The organism is Nocardia camponoti (genome assembly GCF_014646135.1).
Taxonomy (GTDB): Bacteria; Actinomycetota; Actinomycetes; order Mycobacteriales; family Mycobacteriaceae; genus Nocardia; species Nocardia camponoti.
Genome location: NZ_BMMW01000002.1, coordinates 1,171,657 through 1,188,989, shown reverse-complemented (window position 1 = coordinate 1,188,989; position 17,333 = coordinate 1,171,657). Strand labels below are relative to the sequence as shown.

16 protein-coding genes and 1 pseudogene are annotated in these 17,333 nt (G+C 64.2%); 7 read left to right on the top strand and 10 right to left on the bottom strand.

The window, feature by feature from the left end:
• The first annotated feature begins 202 nt into the window (after positions 1 to 202).
• The 4 genes from IEX78_RS13440 (at position 203) to IEX78_RS13425 (ending at position 4,076) form a co-directional block, all read left to right on the top strand.
• On the top strand, positions 203 to 1,258 hold the full coding sequence (locus tag IEX78_RS13440) for a DUF1707 SHOCT-like domain-containing protein (RefSeq protein ID WP_229683935.1): 1,056 nt from the start codon (positions 203 to 205) through the stop codon (positions 1,256 to 1,258).
• On the top strand, positions 1,259 to 2,011 hold the full coding sequence (locus tag IEX78_RS13435; RefSeq protein ID WP_188829218.1) for a DUF1707 domain-containing protein: 753 nt from the start codon (positions 1,259 to 1,261) through the stop codon (positions 2,009 to 2,011).
• Positions 2,012 to 2,416: 405 nt separating this feature from the next.
• Positions 2,417 to 2,974: a PadR family transcriptional regulator gene (locus IEX78_RS13430; RefSeq protein ID WP_188829217.1), complete on the top strand. Its 558-nt coding sequence runs from the start codon at positions 2,417 to 2,419 to the stop codon at positions 2,972 to 2,974.
• Positions 2,967 to 4,076 (top strand): inositol-3-phosphate synthase, encoded by a 1,110-nt coding sequence (locus IEX78_RS13425; protein WP_188829216.1) that lies wholly within the window; start codon positions 2,967 to 2,969, stop codon positions 4,074 to 4,076. The genes IEX78_RS13430 and IEX78_RS13425 overlap by 8 nt, the downstream gene beginning before the upstream one ends.
• Positions 4,077 to 4,129: 53 nt before the next feature.
• Here the strand turns inward: IEX78_RS13425 and IEX78_RS13420 are convergent, their stop codons facing one another.
• The 7 genes from IEX78_RS13420 to IEX78_RS13390 all read right to left on the bottom strand — a co-directional run bounded on the left by IEX78_RS13420 (position 4,130) and on the right by IEX78_RS13390 (position 11,306).
• The gene (locus IEX78_RS13420; protein WP_188829215.1) at positions 4,130 to 4,492 is read right to left on the bottom strand and encodes an XRE family transcriptional regulator; all 363 of its coding nucleotides are present in this window, start codon (positions 4,490 to 4,492) and stop codon (positions 4,130 to 4,132) included.
• 170 nt (positions 4,493 to 4,662) lie between these two features.
• Positions 4,663 to 5,094, bottom strand: coding sequence for a GyrI-like domain-containing protein (locus IEX78_RS13415; protein ID WP_229683934.1), 432 nt, complete (start codon positions 5,092 to 5,094; stop codon positions 4,663 to 4,665).
• Positions 5,091 to 5,555 (bottom strand): GyrI-like domain-containing protein, encoded by a 465-nt coding sequence (locus IEX78_RS13410; RefSeq protein ID WP_188829214.1) that lies wholly within the window; start codon positions 5,553 to 5,555, stop codon positions 5,091 to 5,093. Before IEX78_RS13410 ends, IEX78_RS13415 begins: the two co-directional genes overlap by 4 nt.
• Positions 5,556 to 5,716: 161 nt before the next feature.
• Positions 5,717 to 8,029 (bottom strand): transglycosylase domain-containing protein, encoded by a 2,313-nt coding sequence (locus IEX78_RS13405; protein WP_373291582.1) that lies wholly within the window; start codon positions 8,027 to 8,029, stop codon positions 5,717 to 5,719.
• 69 nt (positions 8,030 to 8,098) lie between these two features.
• Entirely contained in the window at positions 8,099 to 8,932 is an 834-nt protein-coding gene (locus IEX78_RS13400; protein WP_188829213.1) for a carbohydrate ABC transporter permease, read from the bottom strand.
• Positions 8,932 to 9,864, bottom strand: coding sequence for a carbohydrate ABC transporter permease (locus IEX78_RS13395; RefSeq protein ID WP_188829575.1), 933 nt, complete (start codon positions 9,862 to 9,864; stop codon positions 8,932 to 8,934). Before IEX78_RS13395 ends, IEX78_RS13400 begins: the two co-directional genes overlap by 1 nt.
• Before the next feature lie 194 nt (positions 9,865 to 10,058).
• Entirely contained in the window at positions 10,059 to 11,306 is a 1,248-nt protein-coding gene (locus tag IEX78_RS13390; protein WP_229683933.1) for an ABC transporter substrate-binding protein, read from the bottom strand.
• A 169-nt stretch (positions 11,307 to 11,475) separates the two neighbouring features.
• Here IEX78_RS13390 and IEX78_RS24750 point away from each other — a divergent pair, with 169 nt between their 5' ends.
• Together IEX78_RS24750 and IEX78_RS13375 are read left to right on the top strand one after the other, a co-directional pair.
• On the top strand, positions 11,476 to 12,567 hold the full coding sequence (locus IEX78_RS24750; protein WP_229683932.1) for a DUF2786 domain-containing protein: 1,092 nt from the start codon (positions 11,476 to 11,478) through the stop codon (positions 12,565 to 12,567).
• Complete coding sequence (locus IEX78_RS13375; RefSeq protein WP_188829211.1) at positions 12,560 to 13,063, top strand: TIGR04338 family metallohydrolase; 504 nt, start codon at positions 12,560 to 12,562, stop codon at positions 13,061 to 13,063. The genes IEX78_RS24750 and IEX78_RS13375 overlap by 8 nt, the downstream gene beginning before the upstream one ends.
• A 345-nt stretch (positions 13,064 to 13,408) precedes the next feature.
• On the opposite strand, the pseudogene IEX78_RS13370 reads toward IEX78_RS13375, so the two are convergent.
• Positions 13,409 to 14,386, bottom strand: a pseudogene (locus IEX78_RS13370) (o-succinylbenzoate synthase); the annotation flags it as partial.
• Between the two features lie 9 nt (positions 14,387 to 14,395).
• The gene (locus IEX78_RS13365) at positions 14,396 to 15,565 is read right to left on the bottom strand and encodes a thiolase family protein (protein WP_188829210.1); all 1,170 of its coding nucleotides are present in this window, start codon (positions 15,563 to 15,565) and stop codon (positions 14,396 to 14,398) included.
• Positions 15,566 to 15,645: 80 nt separating this feature from the next.
• Between IEX78_RS13365 and IEX78_RS13360 the strand changes: the two genes are divergently transcribed.
• Positions 15,646 to 16,155, top strand: a complete 510-nt coding sequence (locus IEX78_RS13360) for a winged helix-turn-helix transcriptional regulator (protein WP_229683931.1) — start codon at positions 15,646 to 15,648, stop codon at positions 16,153 to 16,155.
• Positions 16,156 to 16,184: 29 nt separating this feature from the next.
• Here the strand turns inward: IEX78_RS13360 and IEX78_RS13355 are convergent, their stop codons facing one another.
• A complete protein-coding gene (locus IEX78_RS13355; RefSeq protein ID WP_188829208.1) occupies positions 16,185 to 17,267 on the bottom strand; it encodes an ABC transporter ATP-binding protein in 1,083 nt (360 codons plus the stop codon).
• Positions 17,268 to 17,333 lie beyond the last annotated feature (66 nt).

The window sequence follows — 17,333 nt, the reverse complement described above, 5'->3', positions numbered from 1 at the left end:
GCTCACGTTCGACCGGCGTTTGGCGGGCTGTCGACACCCCTGACGGCCAGGCGCGATCGTGGTTGGACCTGCGACGATACCGGAATTACATGATGCGTCCCGTTTGCCGCGCCGCTCGCGCCGCCTCTTGCCGAGACAGGTTCGTCAACGCGACCGTAAACTCCACATGCTGTCGATAAAACTGTCATGTGGGCGAGGGATTGTGAGCTCGAAAGCCAACTCTCGACCGTCGTCGAGCCACTCGAACGTGCGCGCGCGTGATCTCGATCGCGCGAACACGTCAACGGTGCTCGACGCGGCCTACGCGGAGGGCCAGCTAGGCGCCGACGAGTACCACGTGCGAATCGCGCGCGCGGGTGCCGCGCGGACGTTGGGCGAACTGTCCGCGTTAACCGCCGACCTCCAGTCGCCTGAGGTGTTCGGGTCGCCCGGGTCGTCGCGGCGCGCCAGTGCGACGAGCGGCAATTCGGCCTATCCACCACGCACCCGCGCCCGCGCAACTGACCGCGCCGCCACTATCGCCGCGCTCGACGTCGGCCGTGCGGACGGCCAGCTTGATGCCGACGAGCACGCCGCCGCCGTTGAGTTAGCAAGCGGCGCAAAGACATTGGGTGACTTAGCGACGCTCGTCGCCGATCTTCAGAAGCGACCGAAAGCGCCCGCGAAACCGCGCGACTCGAATCGCAGGGGGTTATTGCTCGTCGCGGCCATCGTCTCCATCGTCGCGAGCTTCATCGTCGGAACGCAGTTGGTGCGCGAGGAAACGGTCGGTCCGGCCAAGTACGCGAACCCAGCGCCGCTGGTTTTTCCGACACCATCACCGACAACGATCGCTGGCTTCATCCACATCCGCGACGGCCTGCGGTCAACGTTTGGCGACGCGAAGGTCGACAGCATTACCTTCCACCCCGAGCACGCGTCGCTCACCCGTTCGGCGCAGGGCCGCGACGATGTGTCTGTCAGCTATCTCTATCGCGGCGGCTACGACCGTGGCGACCAGGTGAGCGCGCGCAAGCGCGACGTCGTCGCGATCGACTTGTCCGAGGTCAACACCGATGCGCTGGCGGCAACGTTGAAGTCGGCCGCCACCACATTGCGTGTGCCTGACGGCAAGATTCAGCACTTCACCATCGACATCGATTCGTCGAGCAAAGGCCCGAAGATCAGCGTGTATGTGGGCAATGACCTGCGGCAATCCGCCCATCTGACCACCGCGCTGTCGGGCGAGATCCTGCGCGCTTACCCGTTCGAGGCATAGATGTCGAAGAAGCAGCCTTCGCTGCGCGCCCGGGATTCCGACCGCGCCGACGCGTGCGGCGTGATCGACGCGGCCCTCGCCGACGAGCAACTGACCGCCGCTGAGCACGCGGCCCGCACGGCTCGGGCGATGCGCGCGGAAACCTTCGCCGACCTGGACCGTGAGATCGGCGACCTGCAACTGCCCCACGATTTCGCCGCCACCCCGCTGGCTCGCGGCACGCAGGCCCCGCGTTGGCGTAAACCGGTCGCGTTCATCGCGGCGTGCGCGTTGGCTGTTGGCTTGGGTTTTGTGTCGGCGAAGGTGGTCGACTGGGTAGCGAAGCCTGACTACCCAGACCTGACGACCGCCGACGGCCTTTCCTACTTTCTAGACCGGTATCGCGCCGAATTCGGTGAGACAACGGCCGACGATGTGACCCTCTACCCGCGCTACGCGTCGTTCTCGCGCGCTGGCAGTTCGTACACGTTCCGCGGCGATTTCGCGTCGTCGGGCCGCGATACCCGCAAGTTCGCGCACTCGTTCGACCTCGCGAAGGTGGACTTGGCCACCTACGCCCGCGTGTACCGCGGCGCGCCCACGTCGTTGTACGCGCCAGGCGCGACAGTGGCGTACGCGCTAATCCGCCTCGACCCGAGCTCGAAGAAGGACCCGGACGCCGAAATCAGCTTGTACGTAAAGGATTCCGACGTTTCACGCGGCTACGTGAAGGTCTCTTTCGCAGGCGCCCCAATAGGCGTTTACCCGAGCTAGCAGCGGCGCGCACGCCTGGGACCTCGGACCTTGAGAGGTGGCGGCGGTTGCGCCCGTACTCCTTTGCGCGAACGAAACGCAATCGCGCCCGCGTGTCGAATAGCGTGTCTACCACCGCAATTGGCAGATCAGCCCACAAATCCCGAACGGCCGCACCGCGATCGCGGGATAGCTAAGTAGTTGCGTTCGGTGAGCGCGCTCTGGTGGCGGCATCGCCCGAGTGGCTTTCGCCATCACAGCGTTCTCACCGATCAATCAGCGCGAGAAGGCAACGCCGATCTCGTGATTCGGGCCGTACGCGCACGGAAGTGACAACCAACTCGTAGACGCGGATGTATCGGGCCGATATAGTGGGAACTCGCATCCATCGGTTAGGTCCCGCGATATAGAGGAGGGTGAGGTCGCGTGCTTGAGCTGGCGATTCTCGGACTGCTCCTCGACGCGCCCATGCACGGCTATGAGCTGCGGAAACGGCTCACTGGGCTGCTCGGCGCGTTTCGGGCCTTCTCCTACGGTTCGCTCTACCCGACGCTGCGCAGAATGCAGGCCGACGGGCTGATCGCCGAGGAAATTCCGGACGGCGCAACCGCGCGCCGGGCGCGTCGCGTCTACCGGCTCACGCCGGTCGGGCGGGAACGGTTTAACGAACTCCTCGCCGACACCGGTCCGCAGAACTACACCGATGACGGCTTTGGCGTCCACCTCGCCTTTTTCAGTCGCACGCCAGCGGAAGCGCGCATGCGCATTCTCGAAGGCAGGCGGCGGCAGGTCGAGGAACGTCGAGAAGGGTTGCGGGAAGCGATCAAACGGGCTTCTGGCTCGCTCGACCGCTACACCTCCCAACTCCACCAGCTTGGGCTGGAATCAAGCGAGCGCGAAGTGCGCTGGCTCAACGAGTTGATTGCGGCGGAGCAATCGACGAAGGCGGCACCACAGAAAGAGGGAAAGAGCGGCCATGAGTGATGTCAACAAGGTTGGGTCCGGCGAAGTTCGCGTCGCGATCGTCGGTGTGGGCAACTGCGCGTCGTCGCTGGTACAGGGCGTGCAGTACTACAAGGACGCCGACGAGAACGCCACTGTTCCTGGCCTCATGCACGTGAAGTTCGGTCCCTACCACGTCAAGGACGTGAAGTTCGTCGCCGCGTTCGATGTCGACGCCAAGAAGGTCGGCTTCGACCTGGCCGAGGCCATCTTCGCCAGCGAGAACAACACCATCAAGATCTCGGATGTGCCGCCCACCGACGTGACGGTCCAGCGTGGCCCCACCCTCGACGGCATCGGCAAGTACTACGCCCTCACCATCGAGCAGTCGGAACTCCCGGCTGTCGACGTGGTCAAGGCGCTCAAGGACGCCAAGGTCGACGTGCTCGTTTCGTACCTGCCGGTCGGCTCGGAAGAGGCCGACAAGTTCTACGCGCAGTGCGCGATCGACGCGGGTGTCGCCTTCGTCAACGCCCTTCCGGTGTTCATCGCTTCCGACCCGGAGTGGGCGCAGAAGTTCGTCGACGCTGGCATCCCGATCGTCGGCGACGACATCAAGTCGCAGGTCGGTGCCACCATCACCCACCGCGTCATGGCGAAGCTGTTCGAAGACCGCGGCGTGGTGCTCGACCGCACCTACCAGCTCAACGTCGGCGGCAACATGGACTTCAAGAACATGCTTGAGCGCGAGCGTCTTGAGTCGAAGAAGGTTTCCAAGACCCAGGCCGTCACGTCGAACCTCACCGGCGCGCTGGCAGGCAAGGTCCACGACCGCAACGTCCACATCGGCCCGTCGGACTACGTCGAGTGGCTCGACGACCGCAAGTGGGCATACGTGCGCCTCGAAGGTCGCGCTTTCGGCGACGCCCCGCTCAACCTTGAGTACAAGCTTGAGGTGTGGGATTCGCCGAACTCGGCGGGCATCATCATCGACGCGGTTCGCGCCGCGAAGATCGCCCTCGACCGTGGCATCGGCGGCCCGGTGATCCCCGCGTCGGCGTACCTGATGAAGTCGCCGCCGAAGCAGATCGCCGACGACGTCGCGCGCCAGCAACTGGAAGCGTTCATCATCGGCGCTGAGTAAGTACAAACGAACAAAGCCGGTGTCCCCCGAATGGGTGACACCGGCTTTTCGCGTTAAGCGGTGAGCTGCGAAACCCGCTGAGGCGATATGCCCATGAGCGTTCCAACATCACGCACCGAGAGCCCTTCTGCGCGGAGCCTCGCGGCGAGGGTGCGGCTGCGAGCAGCTATTTCAGCCTGCAACTGCTCTAGTGTTCGCAATCCATCGCGTACTTTGTCGAGATCAGCCCGGTCGGCGTAATCGACGTCCGCGTTTATGGCTACTGCGCCAATCTTGAGGCCCAGAGTGTCGGCTGCGTCGCGCACCATCGCTTCGATCTGATCGAGCCGACGGACCTGGGTGAAGAGGCCTGGGATCTGCGGGACGGAGACGGCCCACCATTCGCCGCTGCGGGTCGCGTTCGCGGTGACGTCCATCTGGCTAGCCCTTCATATGCTTGATAATCGCCTTGGCGGTCATCTCATTCACTTCACTATGTCGCGGAATGACCGTCTGGCGTTCGCCGATCTTGGCCTTGGTGTGGCTGCCACCCTCGGTTAGCTCAAGCGTGCCGCCCTGGACTTTGGCTATCTCACAGCTTTCATGCTCAATCCAACGACACGTAAACCTCAACGCTCGTTGGGCCCGTGTAGCGCTCGATTTCGGCGCGGTGGCTTCGGGTGATTGTCCCGGAGTTTTCCGCCTTGATCACCTGCGCCCATGCCGTGCGCAGCAGGTCGTACGGTTTGTCCGAAACGACGAACTTCGCGTAGCGGCCCGCGGGGATTCGGGTGATCACGTCGCCGGTGTCGACGTCGGACAAGCCGGTGACTTCGTAGCCCAAAACCGCGACAGCGTGGTCGTTTTGGCCGACGTAGGCGGCGACGCGCTGCACGGGTTTGTCGCGCGACAGGTAGCGGTCCCAGGTGAAATTGACCAGGTCGAGGTCGCGTGCGGTGACCTCGCGGCCCGCCAACGGAACGGTGAGCCCAGCGACCAAACTGTCGTCGAGCGTCACGATCTCGAAATCCACTGTCACTGCTGTTGCCCACCCTCTTCTGGCGCCAAGGCGACGAACACCTCGACAGTTCGTTCATCGGGGTACTGCTCGCAATCGCCCGTGTAGGCGCGGTCCAACAAACCCGACGCCTCAGCGTCCCAAACCCGACGCCAAACGCTGACAATCGTGTCGCCCAAATCGTCGCCACTCGCGACGAACCGAGCGTACCGACCCGCGGGGATCGTGGCGAGCACGTCGCCGGGCGCGAGGTCGGCGATGGTTTTGCACTCATAACCGGCGATGTGGGTGAGGTAGGAGTTGATCTCCGGCGCGAAATCCACATACCCGGTGGCATACGGCCCCGGTAACTCACGCGCGCGCAGGTGCTGCCACGCCTCAACCACCTTGGCCCGGCGCGGCCCTTCGACCGCGAGCGCTGGGCTGCGCAGCACAGTGCCAGCGATCAGCGTCTCTGGACGGTCAACGACATTGAAATCCACCTGCGTAGCCCCTATGCGTCTTCTGGTCGTCGGTCTCATCGTCGCTCAGCGCCTATCCTCCCGTATCCCTACGACAGATTTCGAACTCGGGCGGTTCGCGCTGTGGCCAACGATGTTGCCACGTCGCCGTGACGGCTGGGTCCGGGTGGCCAATCCGTGATCTATCGACCACCGTTTCCACCAATCCCTGGGAACCATTCTTCCTGCTGAGATGGCTCGGTGGGCGGCGGTGACTCGTCCGGTTGCGACGGTGCGAACGGCATCGTCGGCGGTGGCGGAATGATGATCATCGGTGGCTGCGTGCGCCGCGTTGTTGGTGGATTGAAAATGTCGAACCCGCGCGAAGGTGCCGGCGGCGGCGTTGGTTCGGGCAGTGGCGCGACGTCGAACTGTTCGATCGGGGTCCCGGCCAACGCGGCGTCCATCGTCTGTTTCCAGATGTCGGACGGCAGCCCGGAACCGTAAATGTCAGCACCGCGCCCGTTCTTGAGCGGCTGCGGATTCTCGGTGCCAACCCACACCGCGGTCGACAGCGACGGCGTGAAGCCGATCATCCACGCGTCCTTGTTGAACTTGGTGTCGCCCAACTGCGTTGTGCCCGTTTTGGCCGCCGACGGCCGCCCGTCGGCGAGGGCGTGCCCATTCGAATAAGCCGCGATCGGCAACATCGCTTGCGTCGCCGCCCGCGCGACTCCACTTGTGATGCGTTGGTCGGGGCCGTCCGGTTGACGGCCAACGCGCTCCTCTGGAATTCCCCTGTCCAGCAACACTTCTCCATAACTGGTGGTGACCTTCTGGACGAAGTAGGGCTGGTGATAAACCCCGTCGGCCGCGATCGTCGCATAGGCCGACGCCATGTCGATCGCGCGAACCTCGTACTGGCCCAAGACAATTCCGTTGAGCGGCGGTGCGCCAGCTTCGGTGAGTGTCTCGTAGTCGAGGCCGGGGATGTATTCGGGAATGCCAGCGTCGTGCGCGGCGCTCGCGATGGCGTTCGGCCCATCGCCCATCGTCATGGTGAGCCGGTAGAAACTGGTGTTGAGCGAGCGTTTGAGCGCTTCGGCCATCGAACACTGCCCGCACGACTCGTTGCCGACGTTCGTAATGGTGGTGTTGCGATCTTTAATGGGCGAACTGTCGAGGTTGCGCGTGATCGGAATACCTTGGCGCACAGCGGCAATCAACGCGAACACCTTGAACGACGACCCCGCCTGCAACGGCGCTTGCGCGAAGTCGAACCCAAGCCCGTCCTCGCCGCCGTAATACGCGCGCACCGCACCGCTTCGCGGATCGATCGACACCACCGCCGACCGCAATTCCGCAGGTTGCCACGCCGTCGACCCGCGCACGGCGGCTTGCGCGCCGTTTTGCGCGGCGAGGTCGATGGTTGTCGTGATCTGCAAACCGCCGGTATTGATGTCGGTATCGGTGAACCCAGCAGCCCGCAATTCGGCGAGCACCTGCGCGCGCACGAGGCCCTCGGGGCCCAATTGCGTTGTGTCCGTTGGGACGTCGCTAGCCGGGATGATGGCAGGGAAGATCGTCGCGTCGCGGTCGCCTGGCGCGAGCACGCCCATCTCGACCATCCCGTTGAGCACGTACTCCCACCGGGTCCGCAGCTGGTCGCCGTGGGTTTCGGGGTCCAAAATCGACGGCGACCGGATCAGCGACGCGAGCACCGCGCCTTCAGCGAGCGAGAGTTCAGGAACCGGTTTGCCGAAGTACGCCGTTGCCGCCGACGCGATCCCATACGCACCGCGTCCGTAGTAAATCGTGTTGAGGTAGGCCGACAGAATCTCGTCCTTGCTCCACTGTCGCGACATCTTCGCCGCGATGATCAACTCCCGCATTTTGCGGGTGATCGTGCGCTCAGAGCTCAGGAAGGCGTTTTTCACGTACTGCTGGGTGATGGTCGAGCCGCCGCCCGCGTTGTCGTGGCCAAGCACGTTGTCGCGCGCCGCGCGCAAAAAGCCGCTGGTCGAGTAGCCGGGGTTGGTGTAGAAATTGCGATCTTCGGCGGCGAGTACCGCGTCGCGTACTGGGATGGGCACGTCGCTGAGCGGGATTGGTACCCGATTGCCCTGCGGCGGAATAATTTTGGTGAGCACCGAGGTGCCGTCAGAGGCGTAGATAATCGCGGGCTGCTCAACGGCAACCTCGCCCGGTTCCGGGATGTCAGCGCTCCAATACACCGCGAAAAACAGCAGCGCTGGCACGCAGAAGAACACGATGAAAAGCGCGAGGACCAACCGGCGAAACCGCTGCATTCGAGTGCGACGTGGCCGCCGCGGATGGTCGTGTAGCGGCTCTTGTTCGTCCTCAGCCGCTAGTCGGCGGGCCTGGGCGCGCCGCGCGGCACCTTTGCGCATCGCCTCGCGATGGAGTGGGTCGATCGGGTCGGTGAATCCGGCGATCGATGAGTACCCCGGCTCGTCGCGGTCGGGTTTTCGGCCACGCTCGGAAGCCAAGACCACTCCTTCCGACGACAGGAAGAGCTCAGGTTTATCGGAGTCTACCCGTCGTCGGTGACACGTTCTGGGACGTCAGCTCTTGACGCCACCGGCGGTCAGGCCCGAAATGATCCTGCGCTGGAACGCCAAGACCATGATCACCAGCGGAACTGTGACGATCACGCCCGCCGCCATAATCTCGGCATACGGCGTGATCAGCGGGTCTTTACCGGAGAAGCCAGCGATGGCGACCGTGACCGGCGCGGTCTTGTCGTCGGAGAGCAACTGCGCGAGCAGGTACTCGTTCACCGAGGCGATAAACGCGAGAATCGCGGTGGTGAACACCGCGGGCGCGGCGAGCGGCAGCATGATCAATCGGAACGCCTGGAACTTGCTCGCCCCGTCGATGCGCGCCGCCTCTTCGAGTTCCCACGGCAGTTCGGTGAAGAACGACGCGAGGATGTAGACGGTCATCGGCAGCACGAACGAGATGTTCGGCAGGATCATCGCCTGGTAGTGGCCGATCCAGCCGATGTCGGTGAAGAGCTGGAAAAGCGGCGTCACCAGCACGACGGCGGGAAACATCGACGCCGACAGAATTAGCCCCGAAACGAAGTACTTGCCCTTGAAGTTCATGCGCGCCAACGCGTATGCGGCCATCACGCCGAGCAATAGCGCCAAAGCTGTTGTTGCCGAACCAATTATCGCGCTGTTGACCAACGCGCGACCAAGGTCATTGCCCCGGCTTGTATCGAACGCGTTGGTGAAGTTCGACAGCGTCACGTGCGTCGGCCACGGGGTGTTGTCGAAGGTGAAGTTCGGGTCGCGGAAGGCGACGACCGTCATCCAGTAGAACGGGCCCAGGCCCCACACCAGCACGATCAGCACGCCAAGGTACAGCCGCGCCGTTGTCAAAGACTTTTTCATCAGGCGGCCTTCCGCTGTTCTTCCTGCGTGCGAACAGCGTTGGCGCCCAACACCTTTACGAGCACGAATGCGATCGCGAACACCAGCAGGAAGGTAATCGTCGACAACGCGGCGGCACTGTTGGTGCCCGAACGCGTCTGGTCAACAACGAGGATCGACAGCGTCGTCGTCGACGGATTGCCGAGCATCATGATCGCGGGTAGGTCGTACATGCGCAGCGCGTCCATCGTGCGGAACAGGATCGCGACAAGCAGCGCTGGCTTCAAGAGCGGCAACGTAATTCGAATGAATCGCTGCCACGCTGACGCGCCGTCGACCTTCGCCGCCTCGTAGACGTCGGCCGGAATCACTTGCAGCCCAGCCAAAAGCAACAGGGCCATGAAGGGCGTCGTCTTCCATACGTCGGCGAGGACGACAGCGAAACGCGACGCCCACGGGTCGGTCGTCCACAAAATGTGGGTGCCGAGCACGCGGTTGACCACGCCGTCGTACTGGAACATGAACTCCCACAGCCGCGCGGTGACGGCGGTGGGAATCGCCCACGGAATCAGCACCGCGGCGCGCAGCAACGCGCGCCCACGGAACGACTTGCCCATCACCATCGCCATGCCGAGGCCAAGCGTCGCCTCGAGTGTCACGGTGATGACGGCGAAAAACAGCGTGATCCCGACCGCCGCCCAGAATTGCGAACCGAGCGTGCCGGTCGGGCAATCGATCAGCCCGCCGGGCGTATTGCATTGCTGGAAAAGCCAATGCGTGTAGTTGCTGAACCCAGCGTTGCCGCCTTCGACGAACATGCCCGTCGCTGGGTCGATGCCCGAGTCCTTCTGGAAGGACATGATGACGGCCGAAGCTACCGGGTAGCCAATGACCAGCGCCAACGCGACGAGCACCGGCAAGATGAACAGCCACGCCTTGCCCGACCGCTGCATTTCGGCCCGAAACGCGCGGTAGCATGCACGTCCGGTCTGCTGGGGATGCGTTAGTGCGAAGAGGATCGCGCTAATCAGGTGCACGATCGCGTCGTAAACGCGACGCGATCGGCTCCTTTCACGCTGTTTGGCTCCCGAAGGATCCGACACCGTCTAACTCTCCTACGGTCTGGTCGGGTCCGCTGCTGGTGACGCTACGAACCGGCGGTCTCGATGCCCTTTTGCATGCCGGCGACCGCTTCGTCGACGGACTTAGTGCCGTTGAGGGCAGCATAAGCGTTGTCCTGGATCGCCTTCGACACCGCCGGGTAGAACGGGGTGACCGGACGCGGGACAGCCGACGCGATGGATTCCTTGAGCGCGGGCAGGTACGGCATCTTGGCGATCAGGGCCGGGTCGTCGTACAGCGAGGCACGCACGGGCGGCAGCGCGCCCGCGGCGATGATCTGCTGCGCCTCTTCGCTGATCAGGTAGCGAACGAAGTCCGACGCGGTCGCCTTGTTCTTCGAGTACGCGCTGATCGCGGCGTTGTAACCACCGAGGGTCGACGCTCCGGTGCCGGTGTTGCCGGGCAGCGGGGCGACGCCGAACTTGTCCTTGACCGCCGAACCGTCAGCGTTGGCCTGGGCGTAAAGGTAAGGCCAGTTGCGCAGGAACAGCAGCTTGCCGGTCTGGAACGCGCTCGCGCTTTCACCTTCCTTGAAGGTGATGGCTTCCTTGGGGATGTCGCCGCTCTTGTAGGCGTCGACGAGCACCTTCAGGCCAGCCTTGGACTGCGGGCTGTTGACGGTCGGGGTCTTGCCGTCGGCACCGACGAAGCTGCCGCCGAAAGCGTTGATGACCTCGGAAGTGTTCACGGTCAGGCCCTCGTAAGGCGCGAGCTGACCGGCGTAGCAACCAACGTTGTTGTCGCGGGCAACCTGGCACTGACCGAGCATTTCGCTCCAGGTCTTCGGTGCCTCGGAAACCATGTCCTTGCGGTAGTACAGCAGGCCACCGTTGGTGTTCTTCGGTGCCGCGTACAGCTTGCCGTTGTAGGTGGCGCTGGCGACGGTCGGCGCGAGCAGCGGCGCGGTGTCGATCGCGAAGTTGCCTTCAAGCGGCTGGACCCAGCCCTTGGCGGCGAATTCGGCGGTCCACGGCACGTCGAGGGCGACAACGTCGTAGCCGTCCTGCTTCGCGCGGAAGTGCTCGGCTAGGTCGTCGTGCTGCTGGGTGCCGTCGGCCGACTGCTCCTTGTAGGTCACCTGTTCGTTCGGGTGCGCGGCGTTCCAACGGTCGATCAGCTGACGAACGACACCGGTCTCGGTGGTGTCCTTACCTTCGACGTAGGTGATCGGCCCGCGACCGGTCAGGTTCGACTCAAGCGCGTTACCGCCGGAGTCGCTTGAGCAGCCGCTTGCGAACGACGCGGTGAGCAGCGCAATCGAGGCAGCAGCCATCGTCGCTCTAGGGACAAACTTCAAGGCCATCGCGGACACTCCAGGGTCAAGACGTGAGCAGCAGCACACCTGTGCGGGTGCAGGGGTCAACATACACGGGCTGAGCGGGCGCGTCTGAGGAGTCTCGGCGAACAGTTGGGAGTAATCGGCGCTCGGTAGGCTCTACGGGGTGTCCGCACCCGACCGCATGCTCACCCGAATCGGCGGGCTCCTACGCAAGGCCGAAGCCACCGACAACGAGCACGAGGCCGAGGCGTTTATGGCCGCTGCGCAGCGACTTGCCACGAAATCGTCGATCGACTTGGCCGTCGCGCGCTCGCACATCGCGGGCCGCGAAAAGCGCGCGACGCCGATTCAGCGGATCATTCCGATTGGCGAAGCGGGCCGCAAAGGATTGCGCACGTATGTGCAGTTATTTGTGGCGATCGCTTCGGCGAATGATGTGCGCTGCGATGTCGCGCGCACGTCCACGCAGGTGTACGCGTACGGGTTCGCCGCCGACATCGACGCCTGCGAGGCGCTGTACGCGTCGCTGATCGTGCAGATGGTGCGGGCTTCGGATCACTTCATCAAGTCTGGTGCTTATCGCGAGGCGACGGTGTCAAAAGTGGTGGTGGAGAAGCGGTTTGGCCGTACGGTGCGGCGTCGGGTTGAGGCGCCGGTTGCCGCGGTGACGGCGCGGCTGAACTTTCAGATGGCGTTCGCGTCGCGGGTTGGGGTGCGGTTGGCGGAAGCGCGGGCTGAGGTTGTTGCGGAGGAGACGGGGGGTGTTCCGGGTGCTGCGGGGTCTGGTGCTGGGGTGAGCCGTCGGGGTGGCGCGGAAGGCTCCTTTGGTCAAGGTGGTGGGCCGGAGCCGGGCGCTTCGGGGGGAGATGGTTCCGCAGGTCAGGACCGCGGGGCGGAGTTCGGCGCGTCGCGTCGGGATGGCAGGGGAGGGCCAGGGGCCGCGGGGCTGGACGGCGGAGCGGAGTTTGGGGCCGCAGGTCAGGAGCGTGGGGCAGGGTTCGGTACGTCGGACCGGGATGGTGCCGGGTCGGCGGGGGCGTCTGGGGCGGAGACGGCGTTGGCGTTGCGGGATAAAGAGGTCGCGTTGACGGACTTCTACCGCGCGACGTCGGAGGCGCGGGGGACGTGGCGTGGTCCGCAGGCGTCGACGGGACATTCGGCGGCGGCGCGCCGGGCGGGGGATAAGGCGGGGCGATCGGCGCGATTGGGGATGTCGCCGGAACTGCCTGGTGCGAAGGGGCAGTTGGGTGGGTGAACGGCCGCGCGACGTGCAGCGGGCCAAGGTTTATGACGCTGAGCAGCTCGTACGTGGGGCGTTTGATCGGGCCGACGAGTCAGGATTTCGGACCGTCGAGGTGTTCGGATCGCAGTTGACGCTGACGGTAGAGCGCCGGTTCGCATCGGTTGATTCGGTGCAGGACTATTGCGATCGGGTCCTCGCGTTGAATTGGGTTGTCGCACAATGGAATCCGGGTGCGATTCGCGTTCGTGCGCGCGCAGGCGTTTCTGCCGCGCATTATGAACTTGAGTCGGCGGTGCTTGCGATTCCTGTGCAGGGTGATGGTCGCTGGGCTTTGCGAGAACTAGTGGTTTTGCACGAACTCGCGCACCATTTGGCGACGGGGACGGAAGCGGCACACGGCCCCGAATTCTGTTCGCGCTATGTGGAATTGGTTGATGGTGTAGTCGGGCCGGAAGCGGCGCTGTTGCTTCGCGCGACCTATGCGGGGTGTGGGGTGAAGATCGGCTGAGCCTTGGCACGTCGGTGCGCGGGTACGCCAGCGAAGCATTCCCAGGTAAGGGTGCGCCGGGTGGGTCGGACACTCGCGCCACCCATGCGCTCCGGGGTGAAAGTCGGCTGAACCCACGGTCAGCGCGACAGCGAGGTTCGCCCAGGTCGTTGGCTGCGCCGGTCTGGCAACGGGCCCCAAAGTTTGCTGAGTGCGCCCGGATAGCTTTTCCCGGTCGGCGGGCTCGCAAAGTGTCGTTTCGTGGGCTAATTAAATGGCATTTTCGTGCGCGTTCGAGGGCTTAACCGCGGTTTTCGGCACTCAATGCGCGAACTTGCACGAAAATACCAACGGAGCAGCCGCGTTTCACTTCTCAAGTAAGGCGCTGACCCGGTCGTATCGACGTAACCACCACTCAGTGCGCGAAGAGTCGGGGTGGGCGTATTTCTCCATAAGCGCAGGTGACGGGTCGGGTGGGGTTAGTGGCACCGGGAGATAACCGTCGACCGGAAGCAGTGAATTATCGACAAGGTCGCCGTCAAAGAGTGCGAGAGTGCCGAGACCGCAGGCGAATTCGAGCGATGGCAGCGCACCAGCCAATGCCAACTGCGCCGACAGCCCGACGCTCGTCTCTAATGCCGACGAAATAACGCCTGGTAAGCCCGCCGCAGCGGCAACTTCAAGCGACCGCCGCACACCGCCCAACGGTGTGCATTTCAAGACGGCAACGTCGGCCGCCCCCGCGACAGCCACTCGCATCGGATCCTCCGCCCGCCGAATCGATTCGTCGGCCGCGATCGGCACCGACGACTCCGCGCGCACGAGCGCAAGTTCCTCAATCGTCGCGCACGGCTGCTCCGCGTACTGCAATCCGCTTGCGGCACGGTCTAATTCGGCGAGGTGATGCACGGCGGTCGGCACATCCCAGGCCGCATTCGCGTCGATACGCACCGCGCCGTCGTCGCCAAGCGCTTCCCGCACCGCGGCAACGCGAGCAATGTCTTCGGCGAGCGAGTCCGGGTGATCGGCCACTTTCACTTTCGCGGTCGCACACCCGGACGCACGCACCAGAGCGGCGGCCTTGATCGGATCAACCGCTGGCACAATGCAATTGATCGCAACCCGGTCCCGCACAGGCATCGGCCACCCAACTACCGCCTGCTCAATCGCTGTCGCCAACCACCCGGCAGCTTCGCGATCGTCGTACTCGGGGAAGGGGCAGAATTCGCCCCACCCGAGCGGGCCACGCACCAACATCCCCTCGCGCACGGTGATCCCGCGAAAGCGAGTGCGCAACGGAATCGCGTACACAAAAAGGTCGGTGATCACCCGCCCGAGCCTAGGACAACGCTTCTACAGCGCCTCGATAATCATCGCGTTCGACAACCCGCCCGCCTCGCACATCGTCTGCAAACCGAAGCGCGCACCGCGTTGGTGCAGCGCGTTGACCAGCGTCGTTGTGAGCCGCGCGCCAGATGCGCCCAACGGGTGACCAATCGCGATCGCACCGCCGTTCACATTGACTTTCGCCAGGTCAGCACCAGTTTCCTGCGCCCAAGCCAGCACCACAGGGGAGAACGCCTCGTTCACTTCGAACAGGTCGATGTCGTCGATGCTCATGCCGGCCTTCGCCAGCACCTTGCGCGTAGCGGGGATGACCGCGGTGAGCATGAGCAGCGGGTCGTCGCCAGCAACGGCGAAACTGTGCAGGCGAGCCAGCGGGCGTAACCCCAGCTCAGCTGCCTTTTCGGCCGACATGATCAGCACCGCCGCGCTACCGTCGCTCACCTGACTCGCCGACGCGGCCGTGATCTCCCAACCGATCTGCGGGAACCGCTCAGCCATCGCCGGATCGAAGTACGCGGGGCGCAGTTTCCCGAGCGTTTCTAACGTCGAGCCGACCCGAATGCCCTCGTCGGTTTCGAGCCCGGCGATCGGCGCAAGCTCGTTCGTGAAAAGCCCGTCTTTCGTTGCGCGCGCGGCCTTTTCGTGACTGCCCAGCGCGAACTCGTCAAGCTGCGCGCGGGTGAGTCCCCATTTCGCCGCGATCAATTCGGCGCTGATGCCCTGACCGACTAGCTCGTCGGGGTATCGCTCAGCGAAAGCGACGCCCGAAAGGGCGGTCGCGCCAACGAGATTCGAGCCCATCGGTACGCGACCCATCGACTCAACCCCGGCTGCGACAACCACGTCGTACGCGCCTGCGATCACACCCTGCGCCGCGAAGTGGATGGCCTGCTGACTGCTGCCGCACTGTCGATCGACGGTCGTCGCGGGCACCGATTCCGGATAACCAGCGGCGAGCATCGCGCGGCGAGTCACGTTGGCGGCCTGCTCGCCAACTTGGGTGACGGTTCCGCCGATGACGTCGTCGATGAGCGCCGGGTCGATTCCAGTGCGTTCGACAACTTCGCGCAGGCTGTGGGCGAGTAGGTCGACGGGGTGCACGTCATGCAACGCCCCGTTCACTTTTCCCTTGCCGATCGGCGTGCGGACCGCTTCGACGATGACAGCTTCTCGCATGATGTTCTCCTGACTCGAGTGAACTAAAGTCAGAGTAGGCGCTAACTATGGTCAACTCAAGTGAGAGTATGCTGATTCACATGGCTGCCGTGATGGAAGGACCGCTCGCAAACCTGGATAAGTGGAGCACCGAGGGCTGCTCGATCGCTCGCGCGATGGACCTCATCGGCACGCGTTCGGCGGTGCTCATCCTGCGCGAGGCGTATTACGGCACTACACGCTTCGACGGATTCGCCCGTCGCGTTGGCATCACCGACGCCGCAGCTGCCGCGCAACTGCGCAAACTCACCGAAGCCGGGCTCTTCACCAAGCAGCCGTATCAAGAAGAAGGCAAGCGAACCAGGTACGAATACGCGTTAACTAAGATGGGTCGCGACCTGCTGCCCGCAGTTGTTGCGCTGTGGCAGTGGGGCGACGCGTACCTCCAGCCTGGCCCGGCCCCGCTGCTGCGCGTCGACGCGGACAGCGGCGAGCCGGTTCGGGCGGAATTGCGGAATGCTGAGGGCGAAGAGGTGCCGTTGGAGCGACTCGGCGTGCGAGCCAACCCGGACTACCTCCGCGCCCGAAAGGACGCTAGCTCTTCGCGTTAACCACGCCGACCGTCACGTCCTCCCCGCATCTATCGCAGTCGACGACCGTCCGTCGCGTCGAAGAAGTACACGTGGCTCGGGTCGGCCGTCAGCTGCAGTACGTCGCCCTTCGCGGGCGGACGACGCCAATCAACCCGCGCCACAACACTTTCCCCGCTCTGCCCGTTCGACCCATCGGACAGCGCGCGGCCGTAAACGTAAGCGTCCGAACCCAATTCCTCGACGACGTCGACCTCCATCGTGAGCCCACCGTCACCAACGTCGAAATGCTCGGGGCGGATGCCAAGCACGACCGTGCCCGACCCGGCGTCGACCACCGCGCGCGGCACCCGAATCGGGTAGCCGCCGACGGTCACGGTGCCGTCGGCAACCGGGAGCGTGAACAGGTTCATCGCGGGCGAACCCATGAACCCCGCGACGAACACGTTGGCCGGGTCGCCGTAGAGGTCGCGCGGGCTCGCGCACTGCTGCAGCAGGCCGTCTTTGAGGACAGCGACGCGGTCGCCCATCGTCATCGCTTCGACCTGGTCGTGGGTCACGTAGACGGTCGTCGTGCCAAGTCGACGCTGCAACTGTGCGATCTGCGTGCGGGTCTGCACGCGCAGCTTGGCGTCGAGGTTCGACAGCGGCTCGTCCATAAGGAATACCTGCGGCGAGCGCACGATCGCGCGGCCCATCGCGACGCGCTGACGCTGACCGCCTGAAAGCGCCTTCGGCTTGCGGTCGAGGTAGGGCTCAAGGTCGAGCAGCCGCGCGGCTTCGAGCACGCGCTTGTCGCGCTCGGACTTGTCGACTTTGGCCAGTTTGAGCGCGAAACCCATGTTCTCGGCGACGCTCATGTGCGGGTAGAGGGCGTAATTCTGGAAGACCATCGCGATGTCGCGGTCTTTTGGTTCGGCGTGCGTGACGTCATTTTCGCCGATCAGAATGCGTCCGCCGTTCACCTCTTCCAGCCCGGCGAGCATGCGCAGCGACGTGGACTTACCGCAACCGGACGGGCCGACGAGAACGAGGAATTCCCCGTCAGCGATTTCGAGATTGAGCGCGTCGACGGCGGGTTTGGTCGAGCCGGGGTAGAGCCGGGTCGCGCGGTCGAACGTAACTGGAGCCATGTAGATCTTTCATCCCATCCCGGCAGGAACGTGCCGGACGATCCGAGAACAGGGGGTCGCGTCGAA